Raw genomic sequence first — 20,911 nt, 5'->3', positions numbered from 1 at the left:
GCCCGTCAGTGCGAGGGCACCGCCGTGCCGTAGAAGGCGTCCAGCGCGTAGACGCAGCGGTCCTTGCTGCCGACGAAGACCCGCCCGCCGACCGCCACCGGCGAGCCGGTCAGCTCGCCCTTCGTCCCGAGCTCCCAGCGCAGCTGTCCGCTCGCCAGGTCCAGGGTGTGCAGCGAGTGGTCGCGGCTGCCCAGGTGGACCAGGCCGTCGGCGACCGCCGGGGAGCCGACGATCTCGCCCCGCGCCGTGTACCGCCAGCGCTCCCGGCCGGTGGCCGCCTCGAACGCGTACAGCACGTCGCCGCTGCCGACCAGCACCATGCCGTCCCCGACGACCACCGGCTCGGCGCCCTGCCGGCTGCCGGTGGCACCGCGCCAGCGGTCCCGGCCGGTCGCCGCGTCCAGCGCGTAGACCGTGCCGAGGTAGTCGGCGACGTACACCGCGTCCGCGTCCAGCGCCGGCGGGGTGAAGAGCACCACCGGGGCCTCGAACCGCCAGCGCTCGGCACCGCTGGCCGCGTCCAGGGCGTACACCCGGGTACCGGCCGTCACGTAGAGCACACCGGCCCGCTCGGCCGGGCGGGAGGGCACGTCCTCGCCGACCGGGAAGGACCAGCGCAGGCCGGCGCCGCGCGGGTCGACGCAGCGCAGCCGCCCGCCGCCGTAGTAGTAGGCGGCGCCGCCCACCAGGGCCGGGCCGGACTGCGGGTTCTCGTAGTCCTGCTGGGCGTCGTCGGCCCGCCACAGCTCGGCGCCGCCGGCCGCCGAGCGCAGCTGCACCCCGCCGCCCCGGACGCCGCAGCAGAGCACGCCGTCGGCGGCGTCCAGCGAGTAGACCCAGCCGTCCAACGAGTTGCGCCAGCGCTCGGTGCCGTCCGCGACGTCCACCGTGTACAGGTGCGGGCCGTCGGCGGCGTGCACCCGGCCGGCGTCCACCGCGAGCGCCCAGGCGACGTCCCGGGTCTTGTAGCGGCGCTGACCGGAGGCGACGTCGAGGGCGTGCACCTCGAAGCTGGAGACGAAGAGCGTGCCGTCCGCGACCACCGGGGTGCCCCAGACGTCGTTGGACATCCGGAACCGCCAGGGGCGCCAGCGGGCGGCCTGGACGGGCGGCGGGGTGGCCCGGCGGACCCAGTCCGTCTCGGCGGGCGCGTTGCCCGGCCCGGCCTGCTCGGCGCGCGGCCCCGGGCCTATCCGCACCGAGGCGCCGGGCAGCCGCACCTCGGCGGCGCTCTCCCCGGAGACCGGGGCGCGGTGGCGCCGGGGGGCGGAGATCTTCTCGGTGGCGGCCTCGGTGTCCGGCCCGGGCGGCGCCGGCAGGGCGTGCACCGGCCCGGGAGCGGGCGGCGCGTACCCCTCGGCGGGGTGCCGGGTGCGCGGGTCGTGCTGGCCGGGGCGCTGCGGCGGGAGCGGCGGCGGCTGGTGCTGGTGCGGCACGGGCTGCGGGGCGGCGGGCTGCGGCGGCACGCTCGGACCCGGCGCCGGCGCCGGCGCGGGCTGGCGGCGCCCGCGCTTGCGCTCGATCAGCTCCAGCGCGTTGGCGGGCAGCCAGTCCCCCGCCTCGCCCGAGGCGTCGTCCCGGGAGAACAGGTGCGGGGCCAGCTCGGCCTGGATCTGCGCCGGGGAGGGCCGGTGCTCCGGGGAGGGCCGCATACAGGCGCGCACCAGGTCCACCAGCTCGACCGGCAGGCCGGAGAGGTCGGGCTGGTCGCGCAGCAGCTGGAACACCGTCTCGACCGGGTTCGCGCCCCGGTACGGCGGGTGGCCGGTGGCGCAGAAGACCAGCAGCGAGCCGAGCGAGAAGACGTCGCTGGCGCCGGTGACGCCGCGGCTGTCCCGGGCCTGCTCGGGCGACATGTACGCCGGGGTGCCGACCGCGACGTTGGTCATGGTGAGCCGGGTGCTGGAGACGCCGGCCGCGATGCCGAAGTCGATCACCCGCGGACCGTCCTCGACCACCAGGACGTTGGAGGGCTTGAGGTCGCGGTGGACCAGCCCGGCGGCGTGGATGGACTGCAGCGCCTCGGCGATACCGGCGACCAGCCAGCGCACCGCCCCCGCCGGCAGCGGCCCGCACTCGGTGACCAGGTCCTCCAGGGAGGGCGCCGGGACGTACGCGGTGGCCAGCCAGGGCACCCGCGCGTCGGCGTCGGCGTCGACCACGGCGGCGGTGTAGAAGCCGCCGACCGTCTTGGCGGCCGCGATCTCCCGGGCGAAACGGACCCGGAACAGCTCGTCCTCGGCCAGCTCCCCCCGGACGGTCTTGATGGCCACCCGCCGGCCGGACGCGGAGCGCGCCAGATAGACCAGGCCCATCCCGCCCGCGCCGAGCCGCCCCAGCACCTCGAAGGGCCCGATCCGCCTCGGATCGTGCGCCGTCAGCTGGTCCACTCCGCTGCCACCTCCCCGTTTTCCGCACCCGCCGCGGGGTGCCGGACCCGATTCTCCAATGCCGCCCCGGTCAACTCCAACCTCCCCCGCCCAGAGCCTCCTCGGGGTCACCGTCCGGTCAGTGCCGCCACAACGGCCGGATTCTGACGTCCGCTCCGCCTGCGGCTTGCGCACGAGATGCCCGCAACTCTTTTTCGAGCCGGTCGGATCGGACCGCGATCGTCACGCTCTGTCACCCGACCACCCCTCAGCGGAGGGGCCGTCACGCTGTGGGGTCATAAGCACACGGGGGGGCTTCAACAGGAGCCTTCCGGGGCGCGATGAATATCCGTCCGAAGTCGTTCACGCCCCTAAAGCAACCCCCGTGCGGAGTAATAGTCGCATCACCGAATCGCGCCAAGATCGTGCCACGGTAAGCTGACGGCATGACAGGACAAGTTCGCACCGTCGACGGTCGCGTCGCCGGGCGACGCGGACAGGAGACGCGGCAGAAGCTGCTCGACTGCCTCCGCGAGATGCTCAGCACGTCGCCCTATCGGGACGTCAAGGTCATCGACGTCGCCCGTATGGCGGGTACCTCCCCCGCGACCTTCTACCAGTACTTCCCGGATGTCGAGGGCGCTGTCCTCGAAATCGCCGAGGAAATGGCCAAGGACTCCGACACCCTCAAAGAGCTGGTGGCCGGAAAGTCCTGGGCAGGGAAGTCCGGCACGGCCACTTCGGAAGAACTGGTCGACGGATTCCTCGCCTTCTGGCGCAAGAACGACGCCATTCTCCGTGTGGTCACGCTCGGTGCCGCCGAAGGGGACAAGCGGTTCTTCAAGATCCGCATGACCGTCCTCAACGCGGTCGCCAAGCCGCTCACGGAGGCCGTCAAGGAACTCCAGGCGAAGGGTCAGGCCGACAAGTCGCTCGACCCGGCCGCCGTCGCCGGCTCTCTGGTCTCGCTGCTCGCCTCGGCGGCCGAGCACCAGAAGGCGTTCACCTCGTGGGGCGTCAAGGTCAAGGACCTGAAGCCCAACCTCGCTCCCTTGGTGTACCTGGGTGTCACCGGCAAGAAGCCGCCCAAGTAGACCGTTCCCGCCTACCCACCCATCCGCTCCGCGCGCAGCCCCGGCCTCCTGTACCGGGGAACGACGGACGGCGGCCGTGTCCTCGGGGGAGGTCCGCCGACGTACCGCAGCGCGCCAGACATGCCGGTGGGCGGGCACCCGCGCAGGGTGCCCGCCCACCGGCATGTGCGTGTGAGGGGGTGTCCCGGGCCCCCGGGAGGGGCCCCGGGGCTGGGAAGGGCCGCCGAGGGCGCCGGAGCGCCCGGGGAGGCCGTGGGGAGCGGCCAGGGGGCCGCGGGGGGCGGCTAGGGGCAGCGGACGACCTGGCCGGCGTACGCCAGGCCGCCGCCGAAGCCGAACAGCAGCACCGGGTCGCCGGGCGACAGCTCGCCGCGCTCGACCATCTTGGAGAAGGCCAGCGGGATGGAGGCGGCCGAGGTGTTGCCGGACACCACGACGTCCCGGGCGACCACCGCGTCGGGGGCGCCCAGCTTGGCCGCGATCGCGTCGATGATCCGCAGGTTCGCCTGGTGCGGCACGAAGCCCTTGAGCTCGGACGGGTCGATGCCCGCCTTCTCGCAGGTCTGCCGGGCCAGCGGGGCGATCTGGGTGGTGGCCCAGCGGAACACCGACTGGCCCTGCTGGCTGATCACCGGATCCCAGCCGGTGATCACCACGGCGTCGCTCTTCTCCGGCTCCGAGCCCCAGACCACCGGGCCGATGCCGGGTTCGGCGCCTTCCTCCTGGGCCTCCACCACTGCCGCGCCGGCGCCGTCCCCGAAGATCACACAGGTGGTCCGGTCGGTCCAGTCGAGGGTGTCCGACATCCGCTCGGCGCCGATCACCAGCGCGCGGCGGGCCGCGCCGGCCCGGATCGCGTGGTCGGCGGTGGCCAGCGCGTACGAGAAGCCCGAGCAGACCGTGTTGATGTCGTAGGCGGCCGGCGCGCGCACGCCCAGGCGCGCGGCGACGGCGGCGGCCGTGTTGGGGCTGCGCTCGACCGCGGTACAGGTGGCGACCACGACCAGGTCGATCTCGGCGGCCGAGCGGCCGCTGTTGGCCAGCGCCTTCTGGGCCGCCTCGGTGGCCAGGTCGACGAGGGTCTCGCCCTCGGCGATGTGGCGGGTCCGGATCCCGACCCGGCTGCGGATCCACTCGTCGTCGGTGTCGACCAGCACCGCCAGATCATCGTTGGTGAGGACCTTGGGGGGCTGGTAGTGGCCGAGTGCCACAATGCGCGAACCGCTCATACAGCCACTCAACCGGGTTACCCGCTGGTCAGCGGGGCGCGACCGGCTACAGGATCCGCCCCCGGATGCTGTAGGAGGCCCACAAGGGCCGTTGCGGCGCCTGGGGTGTGGCCGGACGCTCAGGCGGCCAGTGCGGCCGCGTCGCCCATCACGATCACCGGGTGGGCGGCCGGATCGAGGGTGCGGATCAGCTGGGCCATCTTGTCCTCGGGCACGGAGATGCAGCCGTGCGTCGGACCGCCGTGGTCGACGTGGATCCAGATGCCGCCGCCCTTGGTGGAGCCGCTGGGACGGCGCGGGTCGAGCGGCGAGTTGCCGGGCACCCGGTTGTAGTTGATCGCGACCACGTAGTCGAAGGAGCCGGCCAGCGGCTCGCCCGCGAACCCCCTCCCGGAGACCACGAAGTCGGCGTCCTTGTCGTACGGGAGCCGGCTGCCGGGGTCGGCCTTGCGGCCGCCCGCGTCGGTGAGCGAGAAGACCCCGATCGGGCTGCGCAGGTCGCCCTCGTTGTGGTCGGTGGTCCAGCCCTTGTTGGCGTTGTGGCCCTGCCAGGTCTCGCCGGCCAGCCAGCGGCCCTCGGCGGTGCGGGTCCAGAGCGTGACGGCGGTCCGGTTGGCGTCCTTGTCCTGGCCGGAGGCGAGCACCACCTGGGTGGTCTCGGCGGGTATCTGCGCGGTGAAGGCGGCGCCCAGACCCGGTATCGCGGCCACCGAGCCGTCCGGACGGGCCTCGCTGCGGCCGGCGGCGGGAGCCTCGGTGTGCCGGTCGTTCGCGGCCTGGGCGGCCGGCGCGGCCGCCGCGGGGGAGGGCTGGTCCGGGGCGGAGACGCCCTCCGGACCGGGGCCGCCGGCGGCGACCGCGCCCGCGTTGCCGGCGTCCTGGCCGACGGTGTACCAGCCGGCGGCGGCCGCGAGCAGCAGCGCGGTACCGGCGGTCACGGCCTTGCCGCCGCGCTTCTTCCTGGGCTTGCGCCGGTGGCCGCGGGCGGCCGCCCGGGACCCGACCGGAGCCGCGGCGGCCGGGTCGGCCCCGGGCTCCCGGGCCGGGGGCCCGGCCTGCGCGGCGGCGAGCGGCGCCGCGGGCTCGGCGGGGTGCGGCTGGAACGGTCGGTCGTAGGCGTCGTAGGCGTCGTAGCCCTCGGCGCCGAACCGGGCCTGCGGCACGTAGAGGTCCTGGTGGTCGCCGTGGTCCCGGTAGCCCTGCGGGCCCTGGTAGCCCTGGTCGCCGCCGTAGCCCTGGTCGCCGTAGCCCTGGTGGCCGCCGTAGCCCTGCTGCGGGAAGTCGCCCCGGCCGTCGTAGAACGGCTGGTTCGGGTGGGTCCCGGCCGGCGCGGGGGCGTCCCAGCCCTGGTACGACGGCTGCTCGTAGACCCCGTAGGACTGCTGCGGCCCCTCGTGAACCGGCTCGTGCATCGGCTCGTACGGCGGGTACGTGGTGGCGCGATGGGAACCGGACATGGCGCTGATCCTGCCAAACCCGGGGCCGGTTGGGAAACCCGGGGACTTGTGCGGACCCGGTGAAGAACGCCGCCCCCCGGGCCGGCGGGCGGCGCGGGAGGCGGCGGGGACCGGTCGGGGACCGGTCAGAGGCGCATCGCCTGCGGGGTCTCGCGGCGCGTCAGATCCGGGCCGTCGTACTCGCGGATGACCTCGTAGCGGGTGTTGCGCTCCACCGGGCGGAAGCCGGCGTCCCGGATCAGTCCGAGCAGGTCGTCGCGGCCGAGCTTGTTCGGGGTGCCGAAGTTGTCCGCGTCGTGGGTGATCTTGTACTCGACCACCGAGCCGTCCATGTCGTCCGCGCCGTGGCTGAGCGCCAGCTGCGCGGTGGTGACGCCGTGCATCACCCAGAAGACCTTGACGTGCGGCACGTTGTCGAAGAGCAGCCGGGAGACGGCGAAGGTCTTCAGCGCCTCGGCGCCGGTGGCCATCTCGGTGCGCGCCATCAGCTTGTTGCGCACGACGCCGTCCTTGGAGTCGTGGAAGTCGTGCTGGTAGCGCAGCGGGATGAAGACCTGGAAGCCGCCGGTCTCGTCCTGCAGCTCGCGCAGCCGCAGCACGTGGTCGACCCGGTGGCGGGGCTCCTCGATGTGGCCGTACAGCATGGTGGACGGCGTCTTGAGGCCCTTGCTGTGGGCGAGCCGGTGGATCCGCGACCAGTCCTCCCAGTGGGTGTCGTGGTCGACGATGTGCTGGCGGACCTCCCAGTCGAAGATCTCCGCGCCACCGCCGGTCAGCGACTCCAGACCGGCGTCGATCAGCTCGTCCAGGATCTCGTCGGCCGGCAGGCCGCTGATCTTCTCGAACCAGTGGATCTCGGTGGCGGTGAAGGCCTTCAGCGAGACGTTCGGCAGCGCCGCCTTCAGCTCCCGCAGCGAGCGCGGGTAGTAGCGCCACGGCAGGGTCGGGTGCAGCCCGTTGACGATGTGCAGCTCGGTGAGGGAGTCCACCTCCATCGCCTTGGCGAGGCGGACGGCCTCCTCGATGCGCATCGTGTACGCGTCCTTCTCGCCCGGCTTGCGCTGGAACGAGCAGTACGCGCAGGACGCGTTGCACACATTGGTCATGTTGAGGTGGCGGTTGACGTTGAAGTGGACGACATCGCCGTTCTTCCGCGTCCGCACGTGGTGGGCCAGACCGCCCAGCCAGGCCAGGTCGTCGCTCTCGTAGAGCGCGATCCCGTCCTCGCGGGTCAGCCGCTCACCCGCGTAGACCTTCGCCTCCAGCTCGCGCTTGAGCCCTGCGTCCATGCGGTGCCCCGCCTCCTCCGACTTCGAATCGTTGCCGGAACGAGCGTACGCCTATGCCGCCGTCACGCTGCGAGCAGCTCCGCGAGCAACGCCGGGTCGATGTTCCCGCCGCTGACCACGGCGGCCACCGCCTGGCCGCCGATCTCGGCCGCGCGGTGGAAGTACGCGGCCGGGGCGACGGCGCCGGAGGGCTCCGCGACCAGCCGGCCGCGGCGGGCCAGCAGGGCCACCGTGGCCCGGATCTCGTCCTCGGTGACGGTGACGATGTCGTCCACGTACGCGGTGAGGTGCCGGAACGGCAGCTCACCGACGGAGGGGGTGCGCAGCCCGTCCGCGATGGTCCGGTAGGTGTCGGCGACCGGCCAGGCCAGCCGCTCGCCGGCCCGCAGGCTGGCCTGGGCGTCGGCGGCCAGCTCGGGCTCGACGCCGACCACCCGGATGCCCGGGCGGGTGAGCTTGAGCGCGGCCGCCGTCCCGGAGATCAGGCCGCCGCCGCTGACCGGCACCAGTACGGTGTCCAGCTCGGCCGGGGCGTCCTCGGCGATCTCCAGGCCGACCGTGCCCTGGCCCGCGATGATGTACGGGTCGTCGTAGGGCGGGACCCAGACGTAGCCGTGCCGCTCGGCCAGCTCGGCGGGCACGGTGTCGCGCTCCTCCGGCGAGACCAGCAGCACCTCGGCGCCGAACGCGCGGGTGCTCTCCACCTTGACCGCCGGCGAGGTGTCCGGCATCACGATCACGGCCTTGATCCCGAGCAGCCCGGCCGCGTACGCCACCGCCTGGGCGTGGTTGCCGCTGGACTGGGCGACCACGCCGCGGGCCCGCTCCTCGTCGCCGAGCGCGGCGAGGCGGTTGTAGGCGCCGCGGGTCTTGAAGGCCCCGGTCGGCTGGAGGTTCTCCGGCTTGAGCCAGAGGCGGCGCTCGCCGTCGCCCGCCCACGGGGCGGGGACCAGCGGGGTGCGCACCGCGACCCCGGCGATCCGCTGCCGGGCCGCGCGCAGCTCCTCCAGACCGACCAGTTCCATCGTGCTACTCGCCTTCGACCATCGGGAGTTCGCTCACCCGGTTCTCCCACTTCGTGGAGAGTACGACGGTCGTGCGGGTACGGGCTACGCCTTTCGTGCCCGAGATCCGCTTGACCACCGACTCCAGGCCCTCCACGTCGGAGACCCGCACCTTGAGCATGTACGAGTCGTCACCGGCGATGAACCAGCAGTCCTCGACCTCGCCGAGGTCCTTCAGCCGGAACGCGACGTCCTCGTGGTCGGCCGCGTCCGTGAGCTGAAGGCCGATCAGGGCCGTGACGCCGAAGCCGAGCGAGGCCGGATTGACCGTCGCGCGGTAGCCGGTGATCACCCCGGCCTGCTCCAGGCGGTTGATCCGGTCCGTGACGCTCGGGCCGGAGAGGCCCACCAGTCGGCCCAGCTCGGCGTAGGACGCGCGGCCGTTCTCCCGGAGCGCCTGGATGAGCTGTCTGTCCACCGTGTCCATATACCGTCCGCGTCCTTCCGAACCTCACCAGACCCACAGATCATTATCCGGATTCAAAGGCGCCGTGCGCGGAACAACCCGGATATCGCAGAGAACATACTCTCCCGCCTCCGGGCGCCCCACTCCCCCCGGCTCCCGCCTTCACTCCCCCCGGTCGGCCGGGCGGGCGGCCGCGCCCAACTCGCCCTCCCAACGGCGGTACAGCGTGTGCGGAACGCCGACGGCGTCCAGGACCCGGCCCGCCACGAAATCGACCAGTTCGCGGACGGTGGAGCCACCGGCGTAGAAGCCGGGCGAGGCGGGGAGCACGACGGCGCCCTGCGCGTCCAGCTCGACCAGGTGCTTCAACGTCACCCCGTTGAGTGGCGCCTCGCGGACGCAGACCACCAGCGGCCGGCGCTCCTTGAGGGTGACGCTGGCGGCCCGCTGGAGCAGGTCCTTGCTCAGTCCGAGCGCGATCCCGGCCACCGCGCCGGTGGTCGCGGGGACGACCAGCATGCCCTTGGCCGGGTACGAGCCGCTGGACGGCCCGGCCGCGAAGTCCCCCGCCGACCAGTGGCGGACGTCGTCGAGGCCCTGGTCGCCGCCCAGCCAGGCGGCGAGGTCGGTGCGCCAGTGCGCGTCCCGGAAGGAGATCCCGGTCTCGTCCAGGATGGTGAGCCGGGCGGCCCGGCTGACCACGAGGTCGACCGGCTCCCCGGCCGCGAGCAGCGCCCGGATCACCGAGGCGGCGTACGGCGTACCGGACGCGCCCGAGACCCCGACCACCCATGGCTGACGCTTTTCTGTTCCCATGGCCCCTTTCTATACGGCGACCCCCGGGGCGGGCCCATCCGCGTTCACCCCTGCGAGGATGGGCGCCATGGCAGCGACCCTCGTCGACCTCACCCATCAGGTGACCACCGCGATGCCGGTCTACCCCGGCGATCCGGCCGTCGTCCTGGCGCCCGCGCTCACCACGGCCACCGCCGGGGTGAACGTGCTGGCCCTGCACCTCGGCTCGCAGTCCGGCACCCATGTGGACGCGCCGTACCACGTGGACGTCACCTGGCCCACCCTGGACGGGCTGCCGCTGGAGCGGTTCACCGGTCCGGCGGTCGTCGCCGACCTGCGGGGGCTGGAGCCGCGGGCGGAGGTGACACCCGAGCAGCTGGCCCCGGCGCTGGAGCGGTCCGGCGAGGGCACCGTCCTGCTGCTCGCCACCGGCTGGGCCCGGCACTGGGGCACCGACGCCTATCTGGCCCACCCCAGCCTGAGCGCGGCGGCGGCCGAGGCGATCGTCGCCGCCGGGGTGCGGACGGTCGGGGTGGACGCGCTCAGCGTCGACCGCACGCCCGACCCGGGCCCGGGCGATCCGGCGGTCGCCGCGCTGCTGGCCGACCTGACCGACGAGCACGACCAACCGGCCGCCCCGGAACCGACGTTGGCCGCGCACCGGGTGCTGCTCGGGGCTCCGGGCGGCGGGGTGATCGCCGAGAACCTGACCGACCTGCGGGCGCTGCTGGAGGCCCAACAGGCCGGTCGGCCGGTGGAGGTGACGCTGTTCCCGCTGCGACTGGTGGCCGCCGACGGCGCCCCGGTGCGGGCGGTGGCGCGCCTGGGGTGAGCGCTCGTCGGGCACTTGGTCTAGACCATCCCCGGCGGGCGCCGCTACGCTTTCGCGCCATGGCAGAGATCATCGGAGTGATCGAGCAGCTCTGGCGCTACCCCGTGAAGTCCACCGGCGGCGAGCGGCTCGACTCCGTCGAGGTGGACGAGCGCGGCCTGGCCGGCGACCGCCTCTACGCGGTGCGCGACGGCGCCGGGAAGCTGGGCTCCGGAAAGAACACCCGGCGCTTCCGCCGGATGGACGGCCTGCTCCGCCTCTCCTCCCGGCTCGGCCACCGGCTCGACGGCCCCGAGCTGTTCGACCCGCTGGGCCGGCCGGTGGCCGATCCCACCGCGTTCCTGCGCGCCTACCTCCAGCGCCCGGACGTCGCGCTCGCCCGCGAGGACGCCGTCTCGCACTTCGACCAGCTGCCGGTCAGCGTGCTCACCACCGCGACCCTGGACTGGGTGCGCGAGGCCGCGCCCTGCACCGTCGTGGACGTGCGCCGGTTCCGCCCCAACATCCTGCTGCGGACCCCGCCCGGCACCCCGCCGTTCGTCGAGGACGGCTGGTTCGGCCACGAGGGCGGCGGCGGCACCGGCGCCCGGCTCGCCTTCGTCCGGGCCAGCGAGCGCTGCGTCATGACCACCGCCGCCCAGCCCGGCCTGCCGCACGCCCCGGAGATCCTCAAGGCCATCACCCAGGCCCACGACGGCCGGCTGGACGCCCTGGCCGAGGTGGTGACTCCGGGACGCCTCAGGGTGGGTGACGAACTGTCACTGGGCTGAGGCCGGCCGGCCCCGGATCCTCACCGCGCCCCCGAGCGGGCCGGGAGCAGGCAGAACGGGTGGCCGGCCGGGTCGGCGAAGACGCGCCAGCCGCCGCCGTCACCCAGCCGGGTGGCGCCGAGTGCGAGGACCTCGCGCTCGGCGGCGTCGAGGTCCGCCACGTCGATGTCCAGGTGCACCTGCTGCGGGTGCGCGGGGTCGGGCCACCGCGGCGGCCGGTGGTCGGCGACGCCCTGGAAGCAGAGCACCGGGGCGCTCTCGCTGTGCAGGGTCGACCAGCCGTCGCCCAGCGACCACCGGGGGTCCGGCCGGTCCACCTCCCCGCCCAGCAGGGCCGCGTAGAAGCGCGCGAGCACGGCCGGCTCCGGACAGTCGAGCACGATGCACTGCAGGGTGCCGATCACGGTTCTCCTCGGTGGACGGGTGGACGGGTGGGCGGTCCGCCGCCATTCTCCTCCGCCGGGGGGCCTTCCGGCCGGAGCCGGGACGCCGGGGGACTCACTCCCCCGGGTGAACGCCCCGGCCGGGCCCCGGGATTCGCGGCGGGATCTGTAGCAGGCTCTCCCTCGCGACCGACGAGTCGTCAGTCGCGCGGCGACGAAACCACGGAGACCCTCATGGCGAACACCCCGAGCGACCTCACGTACTCCAAGGACCACGAGTGGGTGCGGACCCTGCCCGACGGCCGGCTGCGGGTCGGCATCACCGACCACGCCCAGAAGCAGCTCGGCGACATCGTCTACGTCGAACTGCCCAAGCAGGGGGACCGGTTCGAGCACGGCGAGCCGTTCGGCAGCGTGGAGTCCGTGAAGTCGGTGAGCGAGATCTACATGCCGCTGGGCGGCTCGGTCAGCGCCGTGAACGAGAGCCTGAACGACGCACCCGAGCAGGTCAACGAAGACCCGTACGGCGACGGCTGGATGATCGAGATCACGCCGGCGGACGGCGGCCCGGAGGGCCTGCTCACGGCCGCCGAGTACGAGGACTACACCAGGGCCGAGTAGCGGCGGTGCCGGGGCCGGCGGCGGGCACTACCCCGCCGACCGCCGGCTCTCGGCCGCCACGGCCTCGACGAGGCGCTGCAGCCCCTGCGGAGCGAAGCGCAGGAACAGGTTCGGCTCGATCAGCTCCAGCTCCATGACCACCGGCCGCCGGTCCTCGCCCAGCGCGAGGTCCACCCGCGCGAACAGCAGGGGGTCCGGCGACGGGACGGCCGCCAGCGCCGCGCGGGCGGTGCGCAGCTCCTCCTCGGTCGGTTCGTACGGGGTGACGCCGGGGTGCGCCACCCGGTCGTTGTCGATCACTCCGGGCTCGGTCAGCACGGGCCCCTTGCGGATCGCGTGGCTGAAGGCACCGGCGACGAAGACCAGCGCGCGCTCCCCCTCCACCACCAGCGGCAGGTACGGCTGGACCATCACGGTGCGCCCCCGGTCCAGCAGCATCCGGGCGTGCCGCACGGCGTCCGCGGCCCGGCCGGGCTCGTAGCGGGCGGTGTCGCGCGCGCCCGCGGAGACGGCGGGCTTGACCACCACGCCCCGGGGCAGGTCGAAGTCCGCCTCGTGGCAGCGCTCACCGGGGGCCAGGAAGCGCGTCGGAACGGCCGGGACGCCGCGCTCGGCGAGCACCGACAGATAGCGCTTGTCGCTGTTCCAGCGCACCACCGGCGCCGGATTCCACAGCCGGGTGGCGCGGGCCGTGGTGTCGGCCCAGGCCAGGAACTCGCCGAGGCGCTCCGAGTAGTCCCAGGTCGACCGGATGACCGCCAGGTCGAACCCCTCCCACCCCGGGGCGTCCGCGTCCCAGACCACCGCCTCGGCCGCCAGACCGCCGGCCCGCAGCGCGTCCACGATCAACGGGAGGTCGGCGTCGTACTCCGCGGCGGCGGTGGCGGTGACGACGGCGATCCTGGCAGTACCCACGCGAACTCTCCCGTCCCGACCGGCTGATGATCCCCCAGTCTAGGGAGCGGGTACGACGCGCTCCGGGCGGGGCGCCGGCCGGACTACGCTCGCGCAATGACGACGAGACTGGAGCGGCTCCGGGCCGACCACGCGACCGCCCTGCTGGCCTTCGAGCGGGAGAACCGGGAGTACTTCGCCCGGTCCGTCCCCGACCGCGGGGACGACTACTTCGCGGCGTTCGCCGACCGGCACCGCGCCCTGCTCGCCGAACAGGCCACCGGGGCCTGCCACTTCCACCTCCTCGTGGACGAGCGGGGCGGACTGCTCGGCCGGGTCAACCTGGTGGACGTCGCGGCCGGGGCCGCCGAGCTCGGCTACCGGATCGGTGAGCGGGCCGCCGGCCGGGGCGCGGCGACGGCGGCCGTCCACGAGGTGTGCCGGCTGGCCGCGGCGGAGTACGGCCTCGCCGCGCTCACTGCCGTCACCACGCTCGACAACGCGGCGTCCCGGGCCGTCCTGCGGCGCACCGGGTTCGCCGCGGTCGGCGAGCTCGACCTCGACGGCCGGCCGGGCCTGCGGTACCGGCGCGAGCTCGACGCCGCGCGGTAGCCGCGGCCCGCTCAGCCGAGCGTGCGGATGCGCTCCCGGACGGCGGCCGGCGCCTTGGCCACCGAGCCGGTGTCGAACGGGGGCTGGGGGTCGTACTCGGTGTGGAGCTGGATGGCCTGGGCGGTGAGGTCGTCGGTGAGCAGGGCGGCGAGGCGCAGGGCCATGTCGATGCCGGAGGAGACGCCGGCCGAGGTGATGATCCGGTCGTGGCGGACGACCCGCTCGGCGGTGTAGGTCGCGCCGTGGGCCTCCAGTTCGGCGACCGCCGCCCAGTGGGTGGTGGCGGTGAGGCCCTTGAGCAGCCCGGCCGCGCCGAGCACCAGCGCGCCGCTGCACACCGAGGTGGTGAACCTGGTCGCCCCGTGCACCTCGCGGACCCAGTCCAGGAAGTCCGGATCGTCGAGCAGCGGGCGCGTGCCCGCGCCGCCCGGCACGAGCAGCACGTCGCAGGAGTCGATCTCCGAGTACCGGGTGGGGACTTCGACCGTCAGGGCGCCCAGCGCGTCGGTGACCCGCCCCGGCTCGGGGGCGACGAAGCGCACCTCGGCGCCCGGGACGTGCCCGAGGATCTCGTACGGCCCGATCGCGTCGAGCGGCTCGAAACGGTCGAAGAGCGGGATCACGATGTCCATGGGCGCAGCGTAACCGCCGCCCGGTCCGGGCCCGTTGGGCGAACGGCCAGGTTCACGGGATGGAGTGATCGCGGCCGCCCGCGGGAATATCAGCGCAACGCGTCGAGCTCGGCGCCGATGGCGGCGCGGACGGCGTCCTGCTCCGGGCCGAGGGCGTACCGGGCGTCGCGCCAGTGGTCCTGGGGGTAGAGCCAGACCGGCATCCGCACCAGGTGCTCCGGCTCCCAGTCGAAGCGGGGCCAGACATGGGCGTGCAGGAACGGGTCCTTGTTGCCGAGGATCTCCAGGTTGACCCGGCGGAAGGCGGGGTCGACGGCGCGGCAGGCCCGTTCGACGGCCTCGCCGAGGCGGTCGAGGTCGGCGAGGTAGGCGAGCCGGCGCGGGCGCGGCAGGTCGGAGAGGCGCTCGACGCCGGGTACGTCGGTGAGCAGGATCGCGTAGCCGGGCAGGAACTGGACGTCGCCCATCACGGCGAACCCGGCATCGAGGCGGCGCACCACGGTGGGGTTCTCGCCCCGCAGCGCGCTGCCGACCCGGTCGGTGCGGAAGTCGGCGCGGAAGTCGGCGGTCATCGGGCGCTCCGGACGTCGGGGGCGGCCCTGCGCCGCCGGTGCGGTGGCCCGGCGACGACGCCCCGGCCCCGACCGGGATCGTAGACCGGCGGGACGGGCACCCCCTGTGACGCGGGTCACTCCCGCCGCACCGATGAGTTCCGCGGCCGCGCCCGGTCCACCCTTCGACACCGGGGTCCCGGCCGGCCCGGCATGATCGACTCACCGCGAACGACGCCCGACAGGAGACTCCCGTGACAGCCGAACCCGTGAAGGGTCCCGCCAGCTACTTCCCCTCGATCGAGGAGAAGTACGGCCTGCCGGTCGCGCACTGGAAGGAGCTGATCCGCTCCTCCCCGCTGACCAGGCACTCCGAGCTGGTCGCCTGGCTCAAGTCCGAGCACGGACTGGGCCACGGCCACGCCAACGCCCTGGTGAAGCACACCCTCGACGAGGACGCCGGCCGGTAGGGCCGGCGCCCGGGCGCGGCCGGGGAGGTCAGATCCCCAGGCCGCGCACCACCAGGTCCACCAGGGCGAAGAAGAACAGCGAGATGCCGACGAAGCCGTTGGTCTGGAAGAACGCCCGGTTCAGCTTCGACAGGTCGTGGGGCTTCACGATGCTGTGCTCGTAGCCGAACGCCCCCGCCACCACCAGCAGTCCGACCCAGAACGCCGGACCGGCGTCGGTCAGCACGGCGTACCAGCCGAGCAGCAGCGTGGTCAGCACGTGGCAGGCGCGGGCGCCCCGGATCGCCGCCGGGACGCCGAAGCGCGCCGGCACCGAACGGACGCCGCCCGCCCGGTCGGAGGCGACGTCCTGGCAGGCGTAGATCAGGTCGAAGCCGCCGATCCAGATGCCCACCGCCGCACCCAGCACGACCGCGTCCCAGGACCACGAGCCGGTGACGGCGAGCCAGGCGCCGATCGGGCCCATCGCCTGGGCCAGGCCGAGGATCGCCTGCGGGAAGTCGGTGAACCGCTTGCCGTACGGGTAGACCACCATCGGCACGACGGCGACCGGCGCCAGCGCCAGGCAGAGCGGGTTCAGCAGCGCGGCGGCACCGAGGAAGACCACCAGCGCGACCGCCGAGCCGATGTACGCCGTCTTCACCGACACCGCGCCGGTGACCAGTTCGCGCCCGGCGGTGCGCGGGTTCCGGGCGTCGATCTCGCGGTCGATGATCCGGTTGGCGGCCATCGCGAAGGTCCGCAGGCCGACCATGCAGACCGTGACGATGAACAGCTCGCCCCAGTGCACCCGCTCGTCGGCGAGGAACATGGCCGTCAGCGCGGCGATGTAGGCGAAGGGCAGGGCGAAGACCGAGTGCTCGATCATCACCAGCCGCAGGAAGGCCTTGACCTTGCCGGGCGGGACCTCGGGGAGTGCGGCAGCCGTACTCATCAGAGCCCGTACTCCTTCCAGCGCCGGTCCACCAGGGCGGCGACGGCCGGGTCCGACGAGACCATCTCCGGCCAGCCGCCGTCCCGGGTGTAGCCCTCCTCGGGCAGCTTGCGGGTCGCGTCGATACCGGCCTTGCCGCCCCAGAACTGCTGGTAGGAGGCGTGGTCGAGGTGGTCGACCGGGCCCTCGACGACGGTGAGGTCCCGGCTGTAGTCGACGTTGCCGAAGGCCCGCCAGGCGACTTCCTGGTAGTCGTGCACGTCGCAGTCGGAGTCCACCACGATGATCAGCTTGGTCAGCGACATCATGTGGGCGCCCCAGATGGCGTGCATCGTCTTCTGGGCGTGCTTGGGGTACTTCTTGTCGATCGAGACGATCACGCAGTTGTGGAAGCCGCCGGCCTCGGGCAGGTCGTAGTCGACGATGTCCGGGATGATGATCTTCAGCAGCGGCAGGAAGAACCGCTCGGTGAACTTGCCCAGCGGGCCGTCCTCGGTCGGCGGGCGGCCGACCACGATGGACTGCAGGATCGGCCGGCGGCGCATCGTCACGCAGTCGATCGTCAGCGCCGGGAACGGCTCCTGCGGCGTGTAGAAGCCGGTGTGGTCGCCGAACGGGCCCTCGGGCAGCATCTCGCCGGGCTCCAGCCAGCCCTCCAGGACCACCTCGGCGTCGGCCGGGACCTGCAGCGGGACGGTCTTGCAGTCGACCATCCGCACCCGCTCCCCGGCCACGAAGCCGGCGAACAGGTACTCGTCGATGTCACCGGGCAGCGGCGCGGTGGCGGCGTAGGTGACGGCCGGCGGGCAGCCGAAGGCGATCGCGACCGGCAGCCGCTCGCCGCGCTTCGCGGCCACCGCGTAGTGGTTGCGGCTGTCCTTGTGGATCTGCCAGTGCATGCCGATGGTCCGCCGGTCGTGCCGCTGGAGGCGGTAGAGGCCGAGGTTGCGGACGCCGCTGTCCGGGTCCTTGGTGTGGGTCAGGCCCAGGTTGAAGAAGGAGCCGCCGTCCAGCGGCCAGGTGAAGAGGGCGGGCAGCTCGTCCAGGTTGACGTCGTCGCCGGTGAGCACGACCTCCTGGACCGGGGCGTCCTTGACGTTGCGCGGGGGCACGTGGGCCATCGAGGCGAGCTTGCCGAAGGCGTCCCGGAAGCCGGTGAAGCCCTGCGGCAGCTCCGGCTTGAGCAGCCCGGCGATCTTCTCGGCGATGTCCTCCGGGCCCTTGAGGCCGAGCGACTTGGCGAGCCGGCGCTCGGTGCCGAAGACGTTCATCGCCAGCGGCATCGACGAGCCCTTGACGTTCTCGAACAGCAGGGCCGGGCCCTTGGCCTTCTGGACCCGGTCGACGATCTCGCCGATCTCCAGATGGGGGTCCACCTCGGCCTTGATGCGCTTGAGATCGCCCTCGCGGTCGAGGGCCCGCAGAAACGAGCGGAGATCGTCGTATGCCATGCCAGTCAGTATCCGCCACCCGATAGCCTGGCTCGGTCAAGGGTCCCTGTGAAGCCGCCCGCCGCTTCGAGGCCGCCCGCCGCAACCGCCGTCGCCGGGGGAGATCGCCGCCGTGCTGAGGATTCTGACCTTCGTGCTCCCGCTCGCCCTCTGGGTGTGGGCCTTCATTGACTGCCTGACCACGCCCGAGGACGAGGTGAAGCACCTGCCGAAGGTGGTCTGGGTGATCATCGTGCTGCTCTTCCCGCTGGTCGGCTCGATCGCCTGGCTGGTGGCCGGCAAGCGGCGCGGCGCCCCGCAGACCCGCCCGGCCGGCGGCCCCGGCGGCCACCCGGAGTACGAGCGCCCGCGCGGCGGCCGGCCGCTCGCGCCGGACGACGACCCCGAATTCCTGGCCTCGTTGAAGAAGGACAACAAGCAGCACGAGGACATGCTCAAGCAGTGGGAGGCGGATCTGCGCCGCCGCGAGGAGGAGTTGCGCGGCAAGGACGAGCCGGAGGACGGCCGTAAGAGCTGAGCCGGCCCACCCGGACGGCCCACCCGGCGAGCTTCCGGGTGGGCCGCGGCGTTTTTGGTGCATCCCTACGAGTGGCGGACCGCGGGACGCGCTGCGCCGACCGGGTCACGGCCGACCGGCGCCGTTCGGCCGCAGGCCTCGCGACACCCCGCAGCACGCCGTCGCAGACGTCGCTGACCTGCACGTTCCCTCATGTTCAGATCATCTGCCCGCAGCCGTCGCGACAGCTTCGGGTAATCGAACGGACACCTACCGTGCGTAGCCCCACCGGCCGGTTTCTGTGCAGCCCTGACATCTAAACGGACGCGACCTTGTACGGAATCGACGCCGAAACCAGCGTGCGGCCCCTCGTACAGTCATAAGTGAAGAAAGTGATTCGCAGCCGGGGGCACACGCAGACGTTGGCTGTCGGACAGTTCCCTCACCCTTGGAGTGGTTCGAGATGACGGTTGTGCATGAGGCGCCGGTCGGCGACGAGGTCCCCGAGATCCCGGCCGACGCCCACGGGCGGGTCGCCGAGCTGCACGAACTGCGCGACCAGGTCCGCCGCGGCCCGAGCGAGAAGGCCACCGAGGCCCAGCACGCCAAGGGCAAGCTGACCGCCCGCGAGCGCATCGAGCTGCTGCTCGACGAGGGCTCGTTCCACGAGGTGGAGCAGCTGCGCCGGCACCGGGCCACCGGCTTCGGCCTGGAGGCCAAGAAGCCGCACACCGACGGCGTGATCGTCGGCTGGGGCACCGTGCACGGCCGGACGGTCTTCACCTACGCCCACGACTTCCGGATCTTCGGCGGCGCCCTGGGCGAGGCCCACGCGCAGAAGATCCACAAGATCATGGACATGGCCATCGCGGCCGGTGCCCCGCTGGTCTCGCTGAACGACGGCGCCGGCGCCCGCATCCAGGAGGGCGTCACCGCCCTGGCCGGCTACGGCGGCATCTTCCAGCGCAACACCCGGGCCTCCGGCGTCATCCCGCAGATCTCGGTGATGCTCGGCCCGTGCGCCGGTGGCGCCGCGTACTCCCCGGCCCTGACCGACTTCATCTTCATGGTCCGCGAGACCTCGCAGATGTTCATCACCGGCCCGGACGTGGTCCAGGCCGTCACCGGCGAGAAGATCAGCCAGAACGGGCTCGGCGGCGCCGACGTCCACTCCGGGGTGTCCGGCGTCTCGCACTTCGCGTACGACGACGAGCAGTCCTGCATCGAGGAGGTCCGCTACCTCCTCTCGCTGCTGCCGCAGAACAACCGCGAGATGCCGCCGCCGGTCGTCAACGACGACCCGGTGGACCGCCGCAACGACGTGCTGCTCGACCTGGTGCCGGCCGACGGCAACCGCCCGTACGACATGCGCAAGGTGATCGAGGAGATCGTCGACCACGGCGAGTACCTGGAGGTCCACGAGCGCTGGGCCACCAACGTGCTCTGCGTGCTGGCCCGGATCGACGGCCACGTCACCGGCATCATCGCCAACCAGCCCCAGTCGCTGGCCGGCGTGCTCGACATCAACGCGAGTGAGAAGGCCGCGCGCTTCGTCCAGATGTGCGACGCCTTCAACATCCCGCTGGTCACCATGCTCGACGTCCCCGGCTTCCTGCCCGGCGTCGACCAGGAGCACGACGGCATCATCCGGCACGGCGCCAAGCTGCTCTACGCCTACTGCAACGCCACCGTGCCGCGCATCCAGCTGATCCTGCGCAAGGCCTACGGCGGCGCGTACATCGTGATGGACTCCCGCTCGATCGGTGCGGACCTGTCGTTCGCCTGGCCGACCAACGAGATCGCCGTCATGGGCGCCGAGGGCGCCGCCAACGTGATCTTCCGCCGGGACATCAACGGCGCCGAGGACCCCGAGGCGATGCGGGCGCAGAAGATCAAGGAATACAAGAACGAACTGATGCACCCGTACTACGCGGCCGAGCGCGGCCTCGTGGACGACGTCATCGACCCGGCCGAGACCCGTCAGGTCCTGGCCTCCTCGCTGGCCATGCTGCGCACCAAGCACGCGGACCTGCCGAGCCGCAAGCACGGCAACCCGCCCATGTAGCACCGCGGTACCGCGCCACCGACCTCACACCACACTTTCGCCGGGGGAGAAACCGAATCATGACTGCTTCCGCCGAACCTCTCGTCCGCATCGTCCGCGGCTCGCTGGACGACGAGGAACTCGCCGCCCTGACCGCCGTCCTGCTGGCCCGCGCCGCGGCCGCCCAGCAGGCCGCGGCCGCCGCCGCGCCGATCGAGCCGATCGCCAACTGGCAGCGCCTGGAGCGCCGCCCGGCCTACTACTCGCCGGTCAGCTGGCAGCAGGCCGCCTGACGGCCCCACCGCGCCCCGCCCGACGGCCGGTCACCCTCCCCGGGTGGCCGGCCGTCGGCGTTCGCCCGTGCCGTCGGCCGGCCGGCGTTCGGGGCCGCGTTCCGGCCGGCGCGTCGGCCTGCGTTCCGGCCTGCGCGTCGGCCCGGCCGGCCCCGATCGGCGGCGCTGCGGGCCCGGTCCGGCCCGGGGCGGCTCGGTAGAATACCTACTGGACGGTATGTGCTC

22 protein-coding genes are annotated in these 20,911 nt (G+C 73.1%); 9 read left to right on the top strand and 13 right to left on the bottom strand.

Annotation, left to right across the window (positions count from 1 at the left end):
- Positions 1–5: 5 nt before the first annotated feature.
- Complete coding sequence (locus tag ACWDRR_RS11610) at positions 6–2,390, bottom strand: outer membrane protein assembly factor BamB family protein (protein WP_449771979.1); 2,385 nt, start codon at positions 2,388–2,390, stop codon at positions 6–8.
- A 425-nt stretch (positions 2,391–2,815) separates the two neighbouring features.
- On the opposite strand from ACWDRR_RS11610, the gene ACWDRR_RS11605 reads away from it, so the two are divergent.
- The gene (locus tag ACWDRR_RS11605) at positions 2,816–3,463 is read left to right on the top strand and encodes a TetR family transcriptional regulator (protein WP_380571712.1); all 648 of its coding nucleotides are present in this window, start codon (positions 2,816–2,818) and stop codon (positions 3,461–3,463) included.
- 284 nt (positions 3,464–3,747) lie between these two features.
- Here ACWDRR_RS11605 and ACWDRR_RS11600 read toward each other — a convergent pair whose 3' ends face one another.
- From ACWDRR_RS11600 to ACWDRR_RS11575, 6 genes are all read right to left on the bottom strand, one after another.
- Positions 3,748–4,692: a beta-ketoacyl-ACP synthase III gene (locus ACWDRR_RS11600; protein WP_449771978.1), complete on the bottom strand. Its 945-nt coding sequence runs from the start codon at positions 4,690–4,692 to the stop codon at positions 3,748–3,750.
- A gap of 119 nt (positions 4,693–4,811) precedes the next feature.
- Positions 4,812–6,149: a L,D-transpeptidase family protein gene (locus ACWDRR_RS11595; RefSeq protein WP_449771977.1), complete on the bottom strand. Its 1,338-nt coding sequence runs from the start codon at positions 6,147–6,149 to the stop codon at positions 4,812–4,814.
- A gap of 125 nt (positions 6,150–6,274) precedes the next feature.
- The gene (gene mqnE / locus ACWDRR_RS11590) at positions 6,275–7,438 is read right to left on the bottom strand and encodes an aminofutalosine synthase MqnE (protein ID WP_329488230.1); all 1,164 of its coding nucleotides are present in this window, start codon (positions 7,436–7,438) and stop codon (positions 6,275–6,277) included.
- Positions 7,439–7,500: 62 nt separating this feature from the next.
- Positions 7,501–8,463: a threonine ammonia-lyase gene (locus tag ACWDRR_RS11585; protein ID WP_449771976.1), complete on the bottom strand. Its 963-nt coding sequence runs from the start codon at positions 8,461–8,463 to the stop codon at positions 7,501–7,503.
- Between the two features lie 4 nt (positions 8,464–8,467).
- Positions 8,468–8,929 carry an Lrp/AsnC family transcriptional regulator gene (locus ACWDRR_RS11580; RefSeq protein WP_329488232.1) on the bottom strand — a complete coding sequence of 154 codons (462 nt, stop codon included), beginning with the start codon at positions 8,927–8,929 and terminating at the stop codon, positions 8,468–8,470.
- Positions 8,930–9,070: 141 nt separating this feature from the next.
- On the bottom strand, positions 9,071–9,724 hold the full coding sequence (locus ACWDRR_RS11575) for a UbiX family flavin prenyltransferase (RefSeq protein ID WP_449771975.1): 654 nt from the start codon (positions 9,722–9,724) through the stop codon (positions 9,071–9,073).
- A 67-nt stretch (positions 9,725–9,791) separates the two neighbouring features.
- On the opposite strand from ACWDRR_RS11575, the gene ACWDRR_RS11570 reads away from it, so the two are divergent.
- Both ACWDRR_RS11570 and ACWDRR_RS11565 read left to right on the top strand, forming a co-directional pair.
- A complete protein-coding gene (locus tag ACWDRR_RS11570) occupies positions 9,792–10,535 on the top strand; it encodes a cyclase family protein (RefSeq protein WP_449771974.1) in 744 nt (247 codons plus the stop codon).
- Positions 10,536–10,594: 59 nt separating this feature from the next.
- Entirely contained in the window at positions 10,595–11,305 is a 711-nt protein-coding gene (locus ACWDRR_RS11565) for an MOSC domain-containing protein (RefSeq protein ID WP_449771973.1), read from the top strand.
- 20 nt (positions 11,306–11,325) lie between these two features.
- Here ACWDRR_RS11565 and ACWDRR_RS11560 read toward each other — a convergent pair whose 3' ends face one another.
- Positions 11,326–11,709: a VOC family protein gene (locus ACWDRR_RS11560; protein WP_449771972.1), complete on the bottom strand. Its 384-nt coding sequence runs from the start codon at positions 11,707–11,709 to the stop codon at positions 11,326–11,328.
- A 213-nt stretch (positions 11,710–11,922) separates the two neighbouring features.
- Here ACWDRR_RS11560 and gcvH point away from each other — a divergent pair, with 213 nt between their 5' ends.
- A complete protein-coding gene (gene gcvH / locus ACWDRR_RS11555; protein WP_449771971.1) occupies positions 11,923–12,309 on the top strand; it encodes a glycine cleavage system protein GcvH in 387 nt (128 codons plus the stop codon).
- Between the two features lie 27 nt (positions 12,310–12,336).
- Here the strand turns inward: gcvH and ACWDRR_RS11550 are convergent, their stop codons facing one another.
- On the bottom strand, positions 12,337–13,224 hold the full coding sequence (locus ACWDRR_RS11550) for an ATP-grasp domain-containing protein (RefSeq protein WP_449771970.1): 888 nt from the start codon (positions 13,222–13,224) through the stop codon (positions 12,337–12,339).
- 96 nt (positions 13,225–13,320) lie between these two features.
- On the opposite strand from ACWDRR_RS11550, the gene ACWDRR_RS11545 reads away from it, so the two are divergent.
- On the top strand, positions 13,321–13,815 hold the full coding sequence (locus ACWDRR_RS11545; RefSeq protein ID WP_449771969.1) for a GNAT family N-acetyltransferase: 495 nt from the start codon (positions 13,321–13,323) through the stop codon (positions 13,813–13,815).
- A gap of 11 nt (positions 13,816–13,826) precedes the next feature.
- On the opposite strand, the gene ACWDRR_RS11540 is transcribed toward ACWDRR_RS11545, so the two are convergent.
- Positions 13,827–14,447, bottom strand: coding sequence for a DJ-1/PfpI family protein (locus ACWDRR_RS11540; protein WP_449771968.1), 621 nt, complete (start codon positions 14,445–14,447; stop codon positions 13,827–13,829).
- Between the two features lie 89 nt (positions 14,448–14,536).
- Positions 14,537–15,019 (bottom strand): HIT family protein, encoded by a 483-nt coding sequence (locus ACWDRR_RS11535; protein WP_449771967.1) that lies wholly within the window; start codon positions 15,017–15,019, stop codon positions 14,537–14,539.
- A gap of 233 nt (positions 15,020–15,252) precedes the next feature.
- Here ACWDRR_RS11535 and ACWDRR_RS11530 point away from each other — a divergent pair, with 233 nt between their 5' ends.
- On the top strand, positions 15,253–15,468 hold the full coding sequence (locus tag ACWDRR_RS11530) for a DUF4287 domain-containing protein (RefSeq protein WP_449771966.1): 216 nt from the start codon (positions 15,253–15,255) through the stop codon (positions 15,466–15,468).
- A gap of 28 nt (positions 15,469–15,496) precedes the next feature.
- On the opposite strand, the gene mqnP is transcribed toward ACWDRR_RS11530, so the two are convergent.
- Positions 15,497–16,405, bottom strand: a complete 909-nt coding sequence (mqnP, locus tag ACWDRR_RS11525) for a menaquinone biosynthesis prenyltransferase MqnP (RefSeq protein WP_449772057.1) — start codon at positions 16,403–16,405, stop codon at positions 15,497–15,499.
- Positions 16,402–17,853, bottom strand: coding sequence for a menaquinone biosynthesis decarboxylase (locus ACWDRR_RS11520; RefSeq protein WP_449771965.1), 1,452 nt, complete (start codon positions 17,851–17,853; stop codon positions 16,402–16,404). Before ACWDRR_RS11520 ends, mqnP begins: the two co-directional genes overlap by 4 nt.
- Before the next feature lie 112 nt (positions 17,854–17,965).
- Between ACWDRR_RS11520 and ACWDRR_RS11515 the strand changes: the two genes are divergently transcribed.
- The 3 genes from ACWDRR_RS11515 to ACWDRR_RS11505 all read left to right on the top strand — a co-directional run bounded on the left by ACWDRR_RS11515 (position 17,966) and on the right by ACWDRR_RS11505 (position 20,686).
- A complete protein-coding gene (locus ACWDRR_RS11515; protein WP_449771964.1) occupies positions 17,966–18,370 on the top strand; it encodes a PLD nuclease N-terminal domain-containing protein in 405 nt (134 codons plus the stop codon).
- Positions 18,371–18,812: 442 nt separating this feature from the next.
- Entirely contained in the window at positions 18,813–20,414 is a 1,602-nt protein-coding gene (locus ACWDRR_RS11510) for an acyl-CoA carboxylase subunit beta (RefSeq protein WP_449771963.1), read from the top strand.
- Positions 20,415–20,473: 59 nt separating this feature from the next.
- Entirely contained in the window at positions 20,474–20,686 is a 213-nt protein-coding gene (locus tag ACWDRR_RS11505; protein ID WP_360630498.1) for an acyl-CoA carboxylase epsilon subunit, read from the top strand.
- The last annotated feature ends 225 nt before the right edge of the window (positions 20,687–20,911 follow it).

The organism is Kitasatospora sp. NPDC003701 (assembly GCF_053587085.1).
The sequence above is the reverse complement of the archived record's forward strand: the minus strand, read 5'-3'. Positions and strand labels throughout refer to the sequence as shown.

Bases quoted from the DNA above. Each gene is read 5' to 3' on its own strand.
- ACWDRR_RS11540 (WP_449771968.1), bottom strand. From the start codon at position 14,447: ATGGACATCGTGATCCCGCTCTTCGACCGTTTCGAGCCGCTCGACGCG.
- ACWDRR_RS11575 (WP_449771975.1), bottom strand. From the start codon at position 9,724: ATGGGAACAGAAAAGCGTCAGCCATGGGTGGTCGGGGTCTCGGGCGCG.
- ACWDRR_RS11585 (WP_449771976.1), bottom strand. From the start codon at position 8,463: ATGGAACTGGTCGGTCTGGAGGAGCTGCGCGCGGCCCGGCAGCGGATC.
- ACWDRR_RS11505 (WP_360630498.1), top strand. From the start codon at position 20,474: ATGACTGCTTCCGCCGAACCTCTCGTCCGCATCGTCCGCGGCTCGCTG.
- ACWDRR_RS11600 (WP_449771978.1), bottom strand. From the start codon at position 4,692: ATGAGCGGTTCGCGCATTGTGGCACTCGGCCACTACCAGCCCCCCAAG.
- ACWDRR_RS11595 (WP_449771977.1), bottom strand. From the start codon at position 6,149: ATGTCCGGTTCCCATCGCGCCACCACGTACCCGCCGTACGAGCCGATG.
- ACWDRR_RS11580 (WP_329488232.1), bottom strand. From the start codon at position 8,929: ATGGACACGGTGGACAGACAGCTCATCCAGGCGCTCCGGGAGAACGGC.
- ACWDRR_RS11510 (WP_449771963.1), top strand. From the start codon at position 18,813: ATGACGGTTGTGCATGAGGCGCCGGTCGGCGACGAGGTCCCCGAGATC.
- ACWDRR_RS11570 (WP_449771974.1), top strand. From the start codon at position 9,792: ATGGCAGCGACCCTCGTCGACCTCACCCATCAGGTGACCACCGCGATG.
- mqnE (WP_329488230.1), bottom strand. From the start codon at position 7,438: ATGGACGCAGGGCTCAAGCGCGAGCTGGAGGCGAAGGTCTACGCGGGT.
- gcvH (WP_449771971.1), top strand. From the start codon at position 11,923: ATGGCGAACACCCCGAGCGACCTCACGTACTCCAAGGACCACGAGTGG.
- ACWDRR_RS11520 (WP_449771965.1), bottom strand. From the start codon at position 17,853: ATGGCATACGACGATCTCCGCTCGTTTCTGCGGGCCCTCGACCGCGAG.
- ACWDRR_RS11605 (WP_380571712.1), top strand. From the start codon at position 2,816: ATGACAGGACAAGTTCGCACCGTCGACGGTCGCGTCGCCGGGCGACGC.
- ACWDRR_RS11535 (WP_449771967.1), bottom strand. From the start codon at position 15,019: ATGACCGCCGACTTCCGCGCCGACTTCCGCACCGACCGGGTCGGCAGC.
- ACWDRR_RS11545 (WP_449771969.1), top strand. From the start codon at position 13,321: ATGACGACGAGACTGGAGCGGCTCCGGGCCGACCACGCGACCGCCCTG.
- ACWDRR_RS11565 (WP_449771973.1), top strand. From the start codon at position 10,595: ATGGCAGAGATCATCGGAGTGATCGAGCAGCTCTGGCGCTACCCCGTG.